The 17,535-nt window shown below is 35.3% G+C and carries 10 protein-coding genes (1 of these 10 running past the window's edge); 6 read left to right on the forward strand and 4 right to left on the reverse strand.

Annotated features, from left to right (window positions below; all coding sequences use genetic code 11):
* Nucleotides 1-14 precede the first annotated feature (14 nt).
* On the reverse strand, nt 15-5,405 hold the full coding sequence (locus tag AASI_RS07580) for an SEL1-like repeat protein (protein ID WP_012472645.1): 5,391 nt from the start codon (nt 5,403-5,405) through the stop codon (nt 15-17).
* A gap of 437 nt (nt 5,406-5,842) precedes the next feature.
* Between AASI_RS07580 and murI the strand changes: the two genes are divergently transcribed.
* Nucleotides 5,843-6,625: a glutamate racemase gene (murI, locus tag AASI_RS02420; RefSeq protein ID WP_012472646.1), complete on the forward strand. Its 783-nt coding sequence runs from the start codon at nt 5,843-5,845 to the stop codon at nt 6,623-6,625.
* 465 nt (nt 6,626-7,090) lie between these two features.
* Here murI and ndk read toward each other — a convergent pair whose 3' ends face one another.
* Together ndk and pheS are read right to left on the reverse strand one after the other, a co-directional pair.
* Nucleotides 7,091-7,507 carry a nucleoside-diphosphate kinase gene (gene ndk, locus AASI_RS02425; RefSeq protein WP_044282752.1) on the reverse strand — a complete coding sequence of 139 codons (417 nt, stop codon included), beginning with the start codon at nt 7,505-7,507 and terminating at the stop codon, nt 7,091-7,093.
* Between the two features lie 30 nt (nt 7,508-7,537).
* On the reverse strand, nt 7,538-8,563 hold the full coding sequence (gene pheS, locus AASI_RS02430) for a phenylalanine--tRNA ligase subunit alpha (RefSeq protein ID WP_012472648.1): 1,026 nt from the start codon (nt 8,561-8,563) through the stop codon (nt 7,538-7,540).
* Between the two features lie 246 nt (nt 8,564-8,809).
* On the opposite strand from pheS, the gene lptC reads away from it, so the two are divergent.
* Together lptC and AASI_RS08915 are read left to right on the forward strand one after the other, a co-directional pair.
* Entirely contained in the window at nt 8,810-9,355 is a 546-nt protein-coding gene (gene lptC / locus AASI_RS02435) for an LPS export ABC transporter periplasmic protein LptC (protein WP_012472649.1), read from the forward strand.
* Between the two features lie 349 nt (nt 9,356-9,704).
* A complete protein-coding gene (locus tag AASI_RS08915) occupies nt 9,705-9,947 on the forward strand; it encodes a hypothetical protein (RefSeq protein ID WP_012472650.1) in 243 nt (80 codons plus the stop codon).
* Nucleotides 9,948-10,463: 516 nt separating this feature from the next.
* Here the strand turns inward: AASI_RS08915 and AASI_RS02445 are convergent.
* A complete protein-coding gene (locus AASI_RS02445) occupies nt 10,464-12,344 on the reverse strand; it encodes a hypothetical protein (RefSeq protein WP_012472651.1) in 1,881 nt (626 codons plus the stop codon).
* Nucleotides 12,345-12,696: 352 nt separating this feature from the next.
* On the opposite strand from AASI_RS02445, the gene AASI_RS02450 reads away from it, so the two are divergent.
* The 3 genes from AASI_RS02450 to dnaK all read left to right on the forward strand — a co-directional run.
* On the forward strand, nt 12,697-14,397 hold the full coding sequence (locus tag AASI_RS02450) for a DNA polymerase/3'-5' exonuclease PolX (protein ID WP_012472652.1): 1,701 nt from the start codon (nt 12,697-12,699) through the stop codon (nt 14,395-14,397).
* A gap of 5 nt (nt 14,398-14,402) precedes the next feature.
* Nucleotides 14,403-15,293, forward strand: coding sequence for a lysophospholipid acyltransferase family protein (locus tag AASI_RS02455; RefSeq protein WP_012472653.1), 891 nt, complete (start codon nt 14,403-14,405; stop codon nt 15,291-15,293).
* A 454-nt stretch (nt 15,294-15,747) separates the two neighbouring features.
* On the forward strand, nt 15,748-17,535 hold the 5' portion of the coding sequence (gene dnaK, locus AASI_RS02460) for a molecular chaperone DnaK (protein WP_012472654.1). The gene runs 111 nt beyond the window's last position; only the first 1,788 of its 1,899 coding nucleotides appear in the window; its start codon is at nt 15,748-15,750; its stop codon lies beyond the right edge, outside the window.

Below are 17,535 nucleotides of genomic sequence, written 5' to 3' on the forward strand. Positions count from 1 at the left end.
ATATATCTGTGAATTTATAATCCCCCCACAACATCAGATACAAAAGAGACCGCTTGGCCTGTATAATTAAGGAAAGATGCTCCATTTTTTTTAGCCTGTTTAGCAAAAAAGTGTGCTGTTCGCATAAACCCTTTCTCATCCAACGAAACTTTTTGTTGGTTCTGGATAAGTAAAGACCACCCATCTACAAAACGACCGTCTTCTAATTCTATACTAGTATTTTGTGTAAATGATTTAAACCAAGATGGTTGATGTTGAGTGCCACGTAGCAACAGATTAGCAGCTGTTATGGTTTGTGTTGCATTTGCTTCCCATTGTTTCAATGCATAATCTATCATTTGCGTAGTAGCAACTTTAGCAAGCTTATCCAGACTTTCAGGAGTTAAATCGATAATTACATCTTTAAGACGGAACATAAGCCCGTTGGCAACTTCTCGTGTCACTTCAACCATTCCTTCTAGCCCACGGTATCCATATAAACTTCCTATCTTAGCTGCTTTAATACGTATCTGTTTGTCTGCATATAATTCAGCCCCTTTACCAGCTATACCGCCTATTACATTTCCCAATAAGCCGCCTAATGGTAAAAAGGCATCTGCTAGGACCGAACCAATTGCGGTGGAACCTTGTAAAGCTTGCTCATAAAATTCTGGTTTCCGAGCTACTGTTCCTAACGCTAATGCCTCATAGGTAATGAAATGATTGCCTAAGTGTAATTTAGTAAAATCAACAAATACACTGCGTTTCCAGTCATAAAAATCCTCTAATGCAGTTTGTGCTGGATTCTGTAAACGTTTGAGTGTCAGTTGATACATTTCTTCTGACTCAATCAGTTGGTTAACTAAAAACTGTTCCTCTCTCATAAGCTCTAAACGGCGTTGAGGGGCAACCCTTAATTGCGCCTGAATTCTTCCTCTTTTAATTTCTAGTCCTTTTTCTTTTTGTTGGTGTGAAGTTGTTAACTCTGTCAAACGCTCTTTATGCATTCGTTCCATGCGGCCCTGATCCAATTTCATGACTTCTGATCCATATGCCTGATTTACCTGTTGTTGAAAATGGATAAGAGAATTTATTTCAGGCCCTAAAACAACATCTTTAGTAACCTGTGCAGTTTTGCTAAAAACCTTTGAAAATTTCTGCTTAACATGAGAAAAGCGAGAAAGGTTCTGGACTGACTGCCGGTATTTTGCGTTGTAATCAAGTACAATTTTATCTGCTTGTTGGAGCGCTTCTTGTTCAGTTACAGAGAGTGTCTGCTCCACATTTTTTACAGGTACTTCTGCTTTCCAAGCTTCAGGAGTTGAAGAAGTAGCTAAAGTTTTAAAGTGCTCTTTTAGCGGGCTTAACGCTTCTTGTAACTTGCTATCCGCTATTTTATGCACTTCTTCAACTTTGACAAACTCTTTTTCAGTAGATTCCTCCTCAATTGCTTTTTGTTCTACTTCTTGATCCCTAGTTCTTAAGTTAACCGTATTGTCTAGCTTTATATATTTTGGTGGAAATATTGATTCTTTTGTATTCTCTTGTGTAATCCAGCCATTTCTGTACATTATTTCTAATGTGCCTTTTGCTTCTGCATGACCTTGAGTAGCAGCTTTTTGATACCACAATGCTGCCTTGGCATAATCTTGGGCTACGCCCCAGCCATTCTCATACATTGTGCCCAAGCTATATTGCGAATCTATATCTTCTTGGTCAGCAGCCTTTTGGAGCCAGTAGACCGCTTTAACATAATCTTGTGTTACGCCAACTCCGTTTTTATACATCATGGCCACGTTATATTGTGCAGATGTATATCCTTGTTCAGCATCTTTTTGATATTTCCTAAAACGTTCTCTTTCTTTGTCTTCTATGCCATCGTTTGTAGAAGGTAATGGTAAGGCTTGCCTTTCTTTTAATTTATTCAATACTATTTGTGCTCTAGCTACGTCTACCCACCTACTTTCTGATTTAAGGCGGTTCTCTGCATAGTTTACATCAACATCTTTTACTTCTAAATCTTCGCTAGTGAGTATGTGCTCTAATATATTGAACCAGCATGCATTTTTTGTAATCATTGTATCGCTACAATGGTCTATTACCATCTTCAGTAGAGATTCTTTTACTGCTGGTATGTTAACCTCCACATCTTTTCTTGACAAGAAAGCCTGTACCATAGCAGCTGTATTTTCTGCTTGTGCCTTAGCAACTTGTACAGCATATAGTACTGGTGTATAGCCTGTATATTCTGTAGGGCCCCGATTCCCTTCTCCACTTTTTATATTTAGATCGGATGTACTAGTGGTAGGGTCATGTAAAAGTTTTAATAAGAGTTTAAGTTGTGTTATGTGGTAAGCAATCTTACGGTTGCTTACGGTCCACTGTAATAGTGTAAGTTTGTTAGGGCTGTTTATAGTTGTAAGTGATTTCCAATGTTGCCCATCATAAGTTGTGTAATATAATTCTGTATTTGCTTTTGCTATTCCTAATAACGCTAAAGGATAGTATAGCCTATCAATCTTTTTATCTATTGCTTCTTCAAGAATCGCTTCACCCAGTTCACTCGATAATGAAAAACCTTTGCTGTACAACAATTCAAATAATTTATAATAATCCAGCAGCGTACCTTGGATCCATAAAGTGCCCAATTCTCCTTTGTCTTTCATAGAAGAAAGGATAATATATAGGGGATTATCGGTAGAGTTTGGATTTGATTCTAGTTGCTGGTAATGAGTGTTTATAAATTTTTTAGTTTTTTCAACTAATCTGTCGGTATTTTCCCCTAAACCACTATAGTTAGATAATTGGCTCAACTGGTTAATATACTCTTTAAATTCCTCATTTAGCTTACTATCAGCCATATTAGCTGTCATAGTTCTTATTACTTGCACACCTTGGTTATGATTATCAGTAATATCTGTTAGCCATTTCTTTATGCGTGTATATTTAGAGCTGATAGCTTGAGAATCTTGGATTTGTATTGCTACTGATACCGCTTGTTTAGCTTTCAGCTTGTTAAGGACTATTTCTGCAGTTTCCTTATTAAAGCATTCTGATGCCGCTGGTTTTGTAAGATTTTCTGCATACTTTATATTTCCATCTTCGATCTTTAGATCTTCACGTTTGAGCATGTTGGTTAATACAGCTAACCAAGCTTCACTAATTTGTGATTCATCAGCTGTGCCTTTGGTGTGATAGTTAAAGCTACAGTTATATACCACCATGTCTAATAAAGACTTTGGAATACTTAATTCTCCTATGGTCTTACCTTCAGCAACTTTAATCCTATTGATGTCTAAATCTTGCCTTAATAGAAAAGCTTGTACCAATGGAGCACCATGTTCTTGCCATGTGGCAGCATATATGGCAGGTGTATACTTTCTTAGCCCTTCTGCTTTGTTCTTTATATTTAAATCAGCTGTGCTAGTAGCAGGATCATTAACAAGCCTTGAGACAAGCTCTATTTGGGCAGAAGTCTTTCGTATTTTACTATTGTAGACTACCCATTGTAATAAACTTAGCTTAACGCAGCCTGAGGCACTAGCAAATTCTTTAAAACTTGTGTTATCATCATAATATAGCTCGGTACTAGCTTTAGCAACACCTAACATACCCAGTGGGTAATACAAGATTGCTATTTTTTTATCTTTTGCTTCGTCTAATAAATCCTGCCCAATTTTATGCGGAATGGTAGCTCCTTTTTTATGCAATAAATCAACCAACTCATAAAGCCTTGTAAGTGTTCCATGAGGCCGACCTACAAATTGTAGCATTAAATCAGTTAAGCCATGGTTATCCTTTAGGGTTTGCAAAAGGTAATAAGCTAAGTTATTTTGCGAATCTGAATGTAAATCTAACTTACTAAATTGGGTCATTAACAGCTTCTTACTCTTATCAAATACTCTTTCACTTTCCTCTGCTCTTCTATCGTTATCCCGTATTTCGATAAGCTGCTTGATGTATGTTTTGAATTCTTCATTAAGTTTATCATCAACCCTTGTAGGCATAGGATTGGCAATGCTGGCTGGTGTGGTAGCAGTGGATTGGGGCCGTGGTGGTAATGGTTTGGGTGTAGATGGAAGTGGTTTAGGGATGCTACGTATAGAGGCTGTTCTTGTGCTTCCAACTACATCAGTTTTGTCTGTCTTTGGAGTTGCTGAAACAGTTGGTGGTAAGCTAGGTATGGGTTTCGGAGGTATAGAAACAGGATCTCTGTTAGTTTGCCTATCAACTTTTGGAGATGATTTGCCCGCCATGCCAGGAAGTTTTAATCCTCGCATAGACTTAAATAGGCCACCCTTCTGATTTTTACCAGATATTTTTGCATTAGGAAACTGTTTTTGAAGTGTATCTATCAACTTTGCACTCAAGTAATTCTTCTGTAAATTTAAAATCTTTATACGCTCAGGATGTCTAACAGATGACAATACATCTTGCATGGTGCCATCGTTTAACTGACAATCAATAATATAAATCTCTGTTATATATTCATAAGACTGTATAGCATTTATAATGGCTTCATCTATTTCTGTCTCTCTACCATTGCTACAGTCAAATTTAAAAGCTTGTATATCAGAAAAGTTTGATAGTAATTCAGTAAGTGTTCTAAGCTCTCTAGCGTTTCCCCAATTCTTAATAGAGACACATCCATTGTGGCGCTTGAACGCTTCCCCATATTGACGCGTATATGTTAAAAGGGCTCTACAATTTTCAGGTGTAATTTCTAAGGTCTCATTATTGAAGTAGGGACGTAGTTGATTATAATCACTTAATCGTAATTGATGGGAAGTTTGGGAGTTTAACCGCATCCCTCCTTTAACTCCGAAGTTATTTATGTAAACATATTTTTCTTTACTCCCTTGGGGCATATGTATATGGATAAATTTCTTTCTCCCCTCATCATTGAAAGACATTATATTTCCTAGATCCATTCCTGGAGCTATGTATACAGGTAATGTATAAGCTTTACTTAAATTGGATGCGTTTTCTGTTACTGCTGCTTTCCATATTTCATCTTCACAATAAAATTGAAGTGCATATGTTTCTTTTGTTGTAAGCTCTTTTACTGATATTGTCTGTGCCTGATTTATTGGGTTGGATTGGCAGCCAGGCTGGTCTATTTGTTTCCCTACTAAAGGTGTTATTTTAGTGCTGCCTGCTGATGATTCTGTATCCGATAATTTATCAGTAGCATCGTTGTAAGGAATATCCAGTGATAAAGATGCAGTAATATGATTATCAGAAGTTATGATTTCTTTTTGTTGGTCAGCTGGTAGTTTCTGTTCGCTTGTTATAGAAGTTAAAGATGGCTGTTCATCCTTGATAGGAACAATGGGATTTTTTAAGCCAGTGCAACTCTGTAGAAATAAACTTAAAAGTAAAATATAAGCCATTAGTTGCTGGCCTATGGTATAGGTTCTTTTCATGTTTCTTTTAGTATTACGTACGTTAGTATAAACTATTATCAATAAGAGCTGTGAAAAATCAATTAATCAACGAGGATACATATTAGTTGGTTGGTAGGATATATACAAACTTTAAGAAGGAATAATTAGTAGGGTAAAGCTGTATAGGAGATTTACATTATTGCCCTAACCAAGCCAACTGATGTCCATTTTCTTAATTTTTAAATGTAAAATCTTGTTTGTATATAAGGGAAACCTAATAGTATAGATTTGGACGATAATGGTCTCTTTTTGGTAATTCACTAGTAATATTTTCTGAATTTAGATAAAGGAAGCTAAGTCTTTTATTGTTTAAGTTGCTACATATTCTTAAACATCAGGTTATTTATAAGAGTTAAATTTCTAGCAATCTTATTACCTTTGGAGCTATTATCATCAGTTAAATAAAGTGTTTTGTTATGCATAACCCGATTGGTATATTTGATAGTGGAGTGGGAGGTTTAACGGTCGCGCGTGCAATTAAAGATCTATTGCCTAATGAATCTCTTTATTACATAGGAGATACAGCAAACCTTCCGTATGGAGAAAAGTCTACTGAACAAATACAGGCCTATGTAAAAGAAATAGGAGATGTATTGCTGAAACAAGGTTGTAAGGTAATTGTAATAGCCTGTAGCACAGCTACTGCAGCTGCTGCTGAAGTGTTAAAAGATTATATAGGGGACCATATACCCGTTTTAAATGTAATAGATCCTGTAATAGCATATGTAAGACAGCATTATATGGGTAAAACTTTAGGGCTGATTGGTACACAATATACTGTAAACACTACTACATATGTGCAAAAGTTAGAAGCTTCACAAGCCAATATTAATCTAAAATGCTTGGCTACCCCTTTGCTAGTGCCTATGATTGAAGCAGATCAATATGAAAAAGCTATATTACAAGGATATTTATCAGAACCTATATTAACAGATATAAAAGGTCTTATTTTAGGTTGTACTCATTATTGGCTCATTAAAGAGCAGATAATAGATTATTATCAAGCTAAGATAGAAATTATCAATGGTGCTCAACTTCTAGCAATACATCTTCAAAAAATGCTGCTTGATAGGAACATTAATAATAGTATGTCTAACTCTAGCAAAGATTATTTTACAGCTACTAAACATACAGTCGGTTTTGAGTCAGTTACTAAGCGGGTTTTTGGAGAAAAGGTACATACTATAAGTTTATCATAAAAGCAGCTATATTCATGCTACATATCTAGAAGTAATAGGTATATTAGTTTTAATACTTGTTTGCACAAAGTGCCTCTGAAAACAAAACGTCCATTTCTAGTTATGAAATGGTACTTGTAACTCTAGCATCAACTACCAATCACAATGCTGCATACCAACTATGATCTGCTTTTTTAGTGAAATCTGAAGAAGAGGTCTATTCTTGTGTAGGTATCTTTATTGAAAAAATAAGAATAGTAAAAGCTATATGACCAATTATTCTGTGAAATATATTCAACCATCTCCAGGAATTAGAAAGTCCATTTTTATAAATTCTCTAATTCCTGGTAGTAAAGTTGATAGGATTAACCAGATACAATACAACATAAGCTAATTTAAGGCCTAAATATTCCTTGCTGTAACTATCTTTTATTCCAAAAATAGTTATTGTATTGATGATTTTACCTCTGGATAGTTAGCTGTAGATTATTCTAGCATTCCAGGAAAGAAGAATTCAATTTCTTCTAGAGCAGTTTCATCTGCATCAGAGCCATGAATAGCATTTTCTTCTATTGATTTCCCAAATTGCTTTCTAATGGTTCCTTCATTAGCTTCAGCAGGATTGGTAGCACCAATAAACTTTCTAAATTCAGCTACAGCATTGTCTTTTTCCAATACCATGGCTACTACAGGCCCAGAAGACATATATGTGCAAAGGTCTTTATAAAAAGGACGATCTTGATGAACAGCATAAAATTCTTCAGCATCTTCTATCTCAAGCTGTACAAGCTCCAATGCTCTAATGGTAAATCCATTTTGTTCTATTTGCGTAATAATTTCTCCTACCTGTTTTGCCTCTACTATTTCTGGCTTAATCATGGAGAATGTAAAATTGTTATTCATATTTCTATTGCTTAGTTAAGAATTTCAAAGTTAGGCATAAGCCTTGAATTGTTTTAAAAAACGAACATCATTTTCTGTAAATAAACGTAAATCGTTAATTTGGTACATCAGCATGGCAATACGTTCTAAGCCCATACCAAAGGCATAGCCTGTATAAGTAGTAGGATCAATATGGCAGTTTTTAAGTACATTTGGATCGATCATGCCTGCACCCATAATTTCAAGCCATCCTGAATGTTTACATATATTGCAGCCATTTCCATTACATATCCTGCAATTAATATCTATTTCTACGCTTGGCTCTGTAAAAGGAAAATAAGAGGGTCTGATTCTCATTTTTATATCTTCTCCAAATAAGCTACGTAAAAAATATAAAAGCACTTGTTTAAGTTCTACAAAGCTTACATTCTTATTAACATAGAACGCATCTACCTGATGGAACATGCAATGCGAACGTGCAGAAATAGTCTCATTACGATAAACTCGTCCTATTGAAATAGCGCGTATAGGTGGTGCTTGACTCTCAGCCACCCGTATCTGCACAGAAGAGGTATGTGTTCTTAATAATATATCAGGACACTGAGAAATGAAAAAAGTATCTAACATATCCCTGGCAGGGTGGTTAGGTGAGAAGTTAAGCGCTCCGAAATTATGCCAATCATCTTCTATTTCTGGTCCCTCTACTATACTAAATCCAATTTTTTCAAATATTTCTAAAATTCTATCTTTTAAAATACTTATCGGATGCCTAGATCCAAGTTTATCAGCGGGTGGAGGTAAGGTATAGTCCTCATTTACATCTGTATTTTGCTTAGGTGTTGATTGAAGCTGTGATGCATATATTTTGTATTTTTCTTGTGCAATTTGTTTTAATGCATTTAGCTTACTACCTAAAGCTTGTTTATCAGCAGGAGATAATTGGCCGAACTCAGTAAAAAGCTGAGTAATAGTTCCCTTCTTACTTAGAAATTTTATGCGAAATTCTTCTAATTCCTGAAGTGTAGTCGGATGATACTGCTCTATTTCGTGTTGAATTAAATCAAGTTGTTGTAACATCGTGTTTTACTAATTGTTAATAGGATACTATTTTATCCAAAAATAAGCTAACTTAGTTAGTAATTATATTAACAATTTGTGAAATTTTAGAAAATTTTAGGATACAGCACCTATCTAGATACACTCATAAATGTTGTACGATTATGTATTTTTGTGATACTATTAGTTAACTGAACTTATAATAATTATAAAACAGTGATCAGTTATTGATATCTGTCTGTTTATAGATCTTCTTATATAGCATATATGCACATTAGCAAAAAATACTTATTTAATTTACTTATTTTTATATTACTTTTTTCGCTTAGCCTAGCTAATAACCAGGATAAGAAACAAGAGATGCCACTTATAGAAAGCACAAATATGGAGGTGCTTTACAGTGAAGAGGGTATAGTAGTTGCTAAGATGTGTGCTGAAAGCCGTTTGCAATATGAGAATGGGAATAGTATTTACCCAGCAGGAATGTATGTAGAATGCTATGATAAACAAAAAAGGTTAATAGCTACCCTTAGGGCTAATACTGCTTACCAGTACGTTGATAAAGAGATGTGGGAGTTAAAGGGAGATGTAGAGGTAAAAGGGTATCATGAAGGAGACGAACAACAATTGAATACAGAGGAGCTTTATTGGAATCTAAAAACGAATAGAATTTATACAGATAAGTTTGTACGTTTAGAAACTGGCAATGAGCTATTAACCGGTTATGGAATTGATGCAATGCAAGATTTAAGCTATTATAGTATGTCCTCACCAGAAGGTTTTGTAAATGTAGATTCCGCAGAAATACAATAAACTCAACTATCGTTGTTTGAAAATTATTCTTTTAAAATGGGTTTATATAATAAATTTGTTTCTTGTTTTAATCTTAGGTCATAAGATAAGGATAGTTTTTCATGGACTCTTTTAGTGATATAAGGAATATCAATTATGATGGTGATTTTCTAGAAATAAATAGTGTACTTAAAAACAATTTCTGGTGTTTTCAATAAATGTGCAAACGGTTTATTGCTATCTTTTCTTTTATAATAACATTATATTCATTTTCTAATTCTAGTGCTTCTACAGAATTGCCGGTTGGGATAGAGTTAAAGCTAAAAGACTTTATCAAAAGAATAGAATTTCAAAAGATCTAAATTACAAGGTGGTGCCATTGCCACGTTATTATCCACACATCATCCCTTCTGTTGCTGGAATTTTTACTTCACTAGATGGCATGATTGAAATCTTTAAATTAAGTTTTGGATATAGACTCGAGCTTATTTCTAAAGAAGTCCTAGCTAGCATACAAACACCAATTACGGTTAACCAAGACCTTTACAAATGGGAAATTAGATGTCTTTATGATAGAAACAAGCTAGATTCTTATTATGGACTTGGTTGGTGAATTTTAAGGGCAAAGACAACATCCTAAAACAGAATTAATATTTCATGGTGGGTATGTAGCAGGGGTTGATGCTTTTATTGGATTTATTCCTTCTCAAGAATTGGGTGTTATTATTTTGGCAAACCAAAAATCTGGGTTCCCACTTTAAAAAGGGGTTAGCTTTTGGATAAGTTTGCTCCAATAAACATACCATAAGGCTAATCAATAAAAATGAGACTTTTTATACTAGAGAGCTATATTTTACAACATTAGAAGCATAGTATAGATTTATAAATTTACTTTACTGCCCAGCCTTTTGTTACAATAATTGTTGTGTAACTTGATATATAAATACGCCTATCTGGCTGATACTAAACTGTAAATGAGAAGTTTACTCTTCATATATTATACTTACTTAACAACCAACTAGCTGCTCTAATAGTAAGCTAAAGATTGCACACCTTAATGTTATATCTTTAGAGATAGAACATTACGTATTTAAGCTCTTACTAAAAGTAAGCTAAGGTTATTTACTAACTACTCTTTTAAGAGATAAGTAATAAGTAAGTCGTGTGCAGTTTTACGAATGGCAGCATCTGCATCTAAGCTAGCTTCTCTAATCATACTTCTAAATTCTTTTTGCTGTACGTATTGTGCGTCGATTTTTAAGATTGCTTGTAGAACACTCCAAACCTGTCTGCGTACTTCAACTGTTGTATCCTTGGTAATTGTAACGGCTGTCTTATATATATTTTCAATAAATTTGGGATTAGCTTTTAATAATGATTCTAAGGCATATAGTGCATTTAACCGTACAGTATCTTTTTCATCCTTCACTAACTTAACAACTATAGGTAAAGCTTTTGATGCATATTGTATATTGCTTTCTATAATATTTTGTATGATTACCAATCCATCTTGCCTAATAAACCAAGCTTTATCGGTAGTGGCTTTGACAGCGATGTCAAAAACTTTTTGTGCGTATTCTGCATTCGCTGCTTTAACAACACTTAGTAAAAGTAATAAGCCATTCCAGCGAATTTGTTCGTCAGCTTGCTGTATGGATTTATCTCCTACCGAAAATGCTGTTGCAGCACAGCTAGCATCACTATCTACAATAGTAGCTAATAGTTTTAATGCTTCTATGCCTACTTCCTGATGTTGGTGGTTTATAGCCTTTACAGCTACATTCAATGCCTGACGTGGATATAAATCATCTAGCTTGACAAGCGCTTTAAGTAAACGCAAAGCTGTGATACTTACAGAAAAATCTTGCTCATTAGCAGCTTGTAGAGCAGCTTCTAAACTACCTTGTGCATATTTCGGCTCAGCTTTTACCACTGTGGCTAAAACGGTCATAGCATTCCAGCGTACAAGTGCCTGTGCATCTTTGGTAGCCTCAATAGCTACTTCAAATACTTCTTGTGCATAGGCAGCATCAGCTTTTACAAAAAACTTTAAGGTACTTAATCCACTACTACGGGTAGCATAATCTTCGCTCTTAGTAGATCTAATTACTGCTGCAAATGCTTTTTGCGCATATTCAGGATTGGTATTGGTAATAGTAGTAAGAACCGGTACTACTTCATTAGTTACATATGTACTAGAATCTTGTGCATCTTGTAAAACGATACTGAATAGCTTATCTATATAAGTTGGGTTAGCGTTAATTGCTTCTAAGTCACAGAGGCTGTTTAATATTCTTAATATTTCTACACGCACTTGCTCATTTCTATTTCTATCTTCTGCATCTGCTTGTGCTATGATTAGTATATCTTTTATACAGTCTGGTGATATAGCCACCAGATTTCTGAATAATGCCGTAATAGACTCTGTGAGGGCGTGCTCTTTGTCATTAGTATGAAGACTAAGCATCTTAAAAGCTAATGCTAACACTTCATTACTGGTGTCTGAATTAGCTTCGATAAACAGCGTAAGTAAATCAAAAATGGATGTGGCTTCAGTATATTTATCGCTACTTGAAAATATCTCTGTAACTAATACCAAGGAGTTAGAATTGGCCCATGTGGGATTTGCTGCCAATACTTTACGGATAACCCCTAAGGCGGTGTTTCGGGCTTGTGTTTGCCCGTCCCCTGTAGCTTGGATGAGACCAGCTAAGAATTGAGTGGGGGAAGTAGTATCTATATAGGCGCCTAGTAACTCTGTTTCCTCACTACTAAGGTAATTGGCTAGGTTGGCTGCATCTATAGATGGGGCTGAATCTGGCTTAGTGCTAAGTTCTTCAGAAGATATATTACTAGCGTTCTTTGAGTTATCTAATGGAGAATTGATAGTTGTTTCTTCACTTTCTGCTGATACTTGTGCAACACTTATAGTAAAATAGCCTTGTAATATGCCAAGACACAGCAATATCCTAAAACTTTTATACAAAGTAGTATTCTTAAACTTATACATGTCAAAATGGTTAAGAAAGATAATTTTTCGGCTGAATGGTACAAATCTTAAAATAAATATATACTTGGTTCCTAATTTTGTATTACTTATGGCTTTTTAAGCTATACTACATAACTGCTTATCTATAATATAATAACATATAATTAATAATAGTTAATTTTTTATGCTTTTTTGTAACAATTAATATCCTTAAATGTTAAATAAGTAGCAGCTTGATGCCTTAGTAACTTGTTAACAATTTCAACGCTTATTGAATAAAATATGAAGCGTACTAAAATAAGGTAATCTCATACTAGTACGATACCATTTAAATTTGTATACTGCTATCACTTTTAATAAAATATCAATATTCTTGGATAATAAATCAATTATAGGCTTGCTTAATAAAACAGCCACTTTATTAACGTTACATGGGGCTAATCCTTTCCAGGCCAAGCACTATGCAAATGCAGCACTTTTTCTAGAAAAGGTCGATAAAGAAGTTATGGAAATGGAGCCGGAAGAGTTAGGCGGACTTCAAGGAATCAATAAAGGTCTTGTAGCACTTATCCAAGAAATACAAGATACAGGCACTCTGCAACGGTTGCAGGAGCTTATAGAACAAACACCACAAGGTGTATTGGATATGTTAAAGCTTCCAGGATTAGGCCATAAAAAGGTTAGGGCATTATGGCAAGAATTAGGCGTTCAGGATCTGAAGGAATTAGAAGATGCTTGTAAATCAGGCCGAGTGGCACAGCTATCAGGATTTGGTGATAAAACACAAGCAGCTATCTTAAGTGGCTTAGTGCAAACTGCGTCGTATAGCAATAAGTTTCATTATGCATCCGCATTATCTTATGTAGATGCATTCGAGTTAGCTTTTAAAGCAGTATTTCCTAGATTATTAATATCAGCCGTAGGTGAACTGCGTAGGAAGTTAGAAGTAATAACTACAGTAGAATATTTGATAGGCGCTATTGAAGTAGCAAACGTAGTAGAATGGCTAAATAATTATACAGCTGCCGAACAACATATATTGACTTCTGGTCCTTTATCATGGCGTGGGTATTTTGTAGACAATGGAATGCCACTTTCTATAATTTTTTGTACACCAACTGAGTTCTATAAACAATTAATTTTACAAACAGGTTCAGAAAAACACTTGTTGCTTTCTACTCCAGAAGGACAGCCATTAGGTAAAACAATAAGCCAGGCTACCTATATAAGCAGTGAAGTGGAAGGTTATCGCCAGGCAGGCTTTCCTTATATGCCACCTGAGTTAAGAGAAGGGTTAGCAGAAGAAGCTTGGATACAAGCAGGTACTCCTGCTCTTATAGAAGCTACAGATTTAAAAGGTGTCTTTCATGTACATACCCAATATAGTGATGGACAAACTAGCTTAGAAAACATGGCAGCTTATTGCCAAGCGCTAGGTTATAGCTATATAGGTATAACAGATCATAGCCAGTCTGCTGCTTATGCAGGAGGTCTCAGGCCACATACTGTTCAAGAACAACATCATGCTATAGATACACTTAATCAACAATTAGCTCCTTTTAAAATATTTAAAGGAATTGAATCGGATATCTTACCAAATGGTAATCTAGATTATCCTGATGAAGTGTTGAGTCAGTTTGATTTTACAATTGCTTCTGTTCATATGGGACTAAATATGGACCAACACAAAGCCACAGACCGCTTGATAAAAGCTATTAGTAATCCATTTACAACCATATTAGGTCATGCAACAGGCCGCCTTTTACTTAAAAGAGAAGGTTATCCTATAGATTATCGAGCAGTTATTGATGCATGTGCAGCGTATGGCGTAATTATTGAGATTAATGCTAATCCTTGGCGATTAGATTTAGATTGGCGCTGGATACCTTATGCCATACAAAAAGGGGTCAAGCTTAGTATCAATCCAGACGCACACCATCATCTTGATATTACTAATATGCAATATGGTGTGTATATGGGTAGAAAGGGAGCACTTACCAAAGAATATACTTTTAATACACTTACAAGAGAAGAGGTAGAAGTATATTTTGAAAATCGTAAAGCAAAAGTATAAAACCTATGAAACGGATTACGCAAGCACTTACATTTTGGTTGCTGCTACCATGGTTATGTATTGTAGCCATCCTGCCCTTTAGTATTCTATATAAAATGTCGGATGTATGTTACTATTTAATCTATTACTTACTGCGATATAGAAAGAAAATAGTATGGAATAACTTGAGTAATGCGTTTTCAGAAAAGGAAGCCATAGAGCGTAAGAAGCTACAAAAGGACTTTTATAGACATTTATGTGATTTATTGCTAGAACATATAAAAGGATTAACAATAACATGTGCACAGGTGCTGCATAGGTGCACACTACAAAATCCAGAAGTGTTAGAGTCACTATATAAAAAGGGGAAGCATGTTTTACTCCTCACTGGGCACCAAGGTAATTGGGAGTGGGCGGGTAGTGCAGTAGCATTACAGACTAACTACAAACTATATGTAATATATAAAACACTTTCTAATCCTTATTTTGATGGCTTGGTAGGGCGTATACGTAAACGTTTTGGAAGGGACATTATACAACAAAACCAGGTGCTCCGTAAAATGCTTAGTTATGATAGTATACCTAAGGCAACAGCTATACTAGCTGACCAAGCGCCTGATCCCCAGCAAGCATCTATAATGAATTTCTTAAATCAACCTACGTATGTAACACAAGGATTAGAAAAATTAGCTAAAAAGCTTAACCATGCTATAGTATATATGCACATAAAAAAAATTAAAAGAGGTTATTATACTGTAATAGCAGAATTGCTCTTCGAGCATCCTATTGATACACCTGATCTCCTAATTACTCAAACTTATATGCAAAGGTTAGAAGCTGATATTTATCAAGAACCTGCCACATGGCTTTGGTCACATAATCGGTGGAAGAATAAAGTAAATCTAGAAATCAACTAAACTTCTTGTGTAAAAGAATGAGCGTGTATTGCTGGATGGATATACATATTTTAAAAGTGAAGCAGGTTGTTTGATTGGTTGTTGGTATGTTAAGTGCATAGCTTAGCTTCTATTATATTACTTACCTTTACCTTTTATTCCCTTTTTCAAACTTTACCAATCCTCTGTTAAAAGTCCCAACATGGTATTGAATAATATATAGCTTATTAAAGCTACTACAGATTGTAACATTCTTCCTTATATACAAAATACACAAACAGCAATTTGCCTCTAGTATCCCATTTGTAAATTAAATAGATTAGACATTGCTAGCTTAATAGAAGGGGATTTATGCCATAATGGCAACAATTTAGCTGCTATTCTAACGTTGGCATAACAGTTGCGGAATTGTATCAGTAAGAGAAAATTAAAATAAAAAAAGCACTGTATTGTTAAAACAAAAAATTAACTAATCATGGGAAAAATAATAGGAATTGACTTGGGAACTACTAACTCATGTGTAGCTGTTATGGAAGGGAATGAACCTGTTGTGATAGCTAATAGTGAGGGAAAACGCACAACACCGTCGGTAGTTGCTTTTTTAAATGAGGGCCAGGGTGAACGTAAAGTGGGAGATGCTGCCAAACGACAAGCTATCATTAATCCTCAAAATACTATAAGCTCTATCAAACGGTTTATGGGTAAGCGCTATTCAGATATAGCTGAGGAATCTAAGCTAGTACCTTATCAACTAGAAAAAGGTAACAATGACACAGTAAGAGTAAGAATAGGAGATAGAACTTATACACCTCAAGAAATATCTGCTATGATTTTACAAAAAATGAAAACCACAGCAGAAGACTACTTAGGAACAACAGTAAAGGAGGCTGTGATAACTGTCCCTGCCTATTTTAATGATGCAGAGCGACAGGCTACGAAAGAAGCTGGGCAGATAGCAGGATTAGAGGTGAAACGTATTATCAATGAGCCAACTGCTGCTGCCTTGGCATATGGGCTAGATAAGAAGAATCAAGATATGAAAATTGCTGTCTTTGATCTAGGTGGTGGTACTTTTGATATTTCTATTCTTGAGTTAGGCGATGGAGTTTTTGAAGTAAAATCTACGAATGGAGATGTACACTTGGGAGGAGATAACTTCGACCAAAAGTTAATCGATTGGTTGGCAGAAGAATTTAAAAAAGAAGAATCAGTAGATTTAAGAAAAGATCCTACAGCACTGCAAAGATTAAAAGAAGCTGCAGAAAAAGCAAAAATAGAACTTTCTGGCTCTAGTACCACAGAAGTCAACTTGCCTTATATAACAGCTATAGACGGAGTGCCTAAGCATTTAGTAAAGAAAATAACTAGAGCGCAATTTGAGCAATTGGTGGACGGCCTCGTTAGAAGAACCTTAGAGCCTTGTAAAAAAGCAATGCAAGATGCAGGGTTAACTGTGGCTGATATTGATGAAGTGATTCTTGTAGGAGGCTCTACCCGAATACCTAAGATACAAGAAGAAGTGGAAAAGTTCTTTAACAAAAAACCTTCTAAAGGTGTAAACCCAGATGAAGTAGTAGCAGTAGGAGCTGCCATACAAGGGGGTGTGCTTACTGGTGAAGTAAAAGATGTATTATTGCTAGACGTAATTCCACTTTCTTTTGGCATCGAGACCTTAGGTGGTGTATATACCAAACTCATTGAAGCAAATACAACCATACCTACTAAAAAATCAGAAGTGTTTTCTACAGCTGCTGACAGCCAATCTTCTGTAGAGATACATGTATTGCAAGGAGAAAGGGCTATGGCTCGTGATAACAGAACCATTGGTAAGTTCCATTTAGATGGCATTCCACCTGCTCCAAGAGGTATACCACAAATAGAAGTAACTTTTGATATTGATGCCAATGGTATTTTAAATGTTTCTGCTAAAGATAAAGGAACAGGCAAAGAGCAAAAAATTCGTATTGAGGCTTCTTCTGGTTTAACAGACGAAGAAATTAAAAAGATGAAGCAAGAAGCCGAAGCCAACGCAGAAGCTGATAAGCAGGAAAGAGAAAAAGTTGATAAGCTTAATACGGCTGATGCAACTATATTCCAAGCGCAAAAACAGTTACAAGAGTTAGGCGATAAAATTCCAGCAGATACTAAGAAGTCAGCTGAGGATGCAATAGAAGAGCTTAAAAAAGCTCATGAAGCTAAAGATATAGCTGCTATTGATACGGCTATGTCAAAAGTCAATGCAGCCCTACAGCAACTTTATGCG

The organism is Candidatus Amoebophilus asiaticus 5a2, assembly GCF_000020565.1.
GTDB classification, from domain to species: domain Bacteria; phylum Bacteroidota; class Bacteroidia; order Cytophagales; family Amoebophilaceae; genus Amoebophilus; species Amoebophilus asiaticus.

Coding starts and splice junctions, on each gene's coding strand:
- AASI_RS07580 (WP_012472645.1), bottom strand. CDS start 5,405: ATGAAAAGAACCTATACCATAGGCCAGCAACTAATGGCTTATATTTTA.
- murI (WP_012472646.1), top strand. CDS start 5,843: ATGCATAACCCGATTGGTATATTTGATAGTGGAGTGGGAGGTTTAACG.
- ndk (WP_044282752.1), bottom strand. CDS start 7,507: ATGAATAACAATTTTACATTCTCCATGATTAAGCCAGAAATAGTAGAG.
- pheS (WP_012472648.1), bottom strand. CDS start 8,563: ATGTTACAACAACTTGATTTAATTCAACACGAAATAGAGCAGTATCAT.
- lptC (WP_012472649.1), top strand. CDS start 8,810: ATGCACATTAGCAAAAAATACTTATTTAATTTACTTATTTTTATATTA.
- AASI_RS02445 (WP_012472651.1), bottom strand. CDS start 12,344: ATGTATAAGTTTAAGAATACTACTTTGTATAAAAGTTTTAGGATATTG.
- AASI_RS02455 (WP_012472653.1), top strand. CDS start 14,403: ATGAAACGGATTACGCAAGCACTTACATTTTGGTTGCTGCTACCATGG.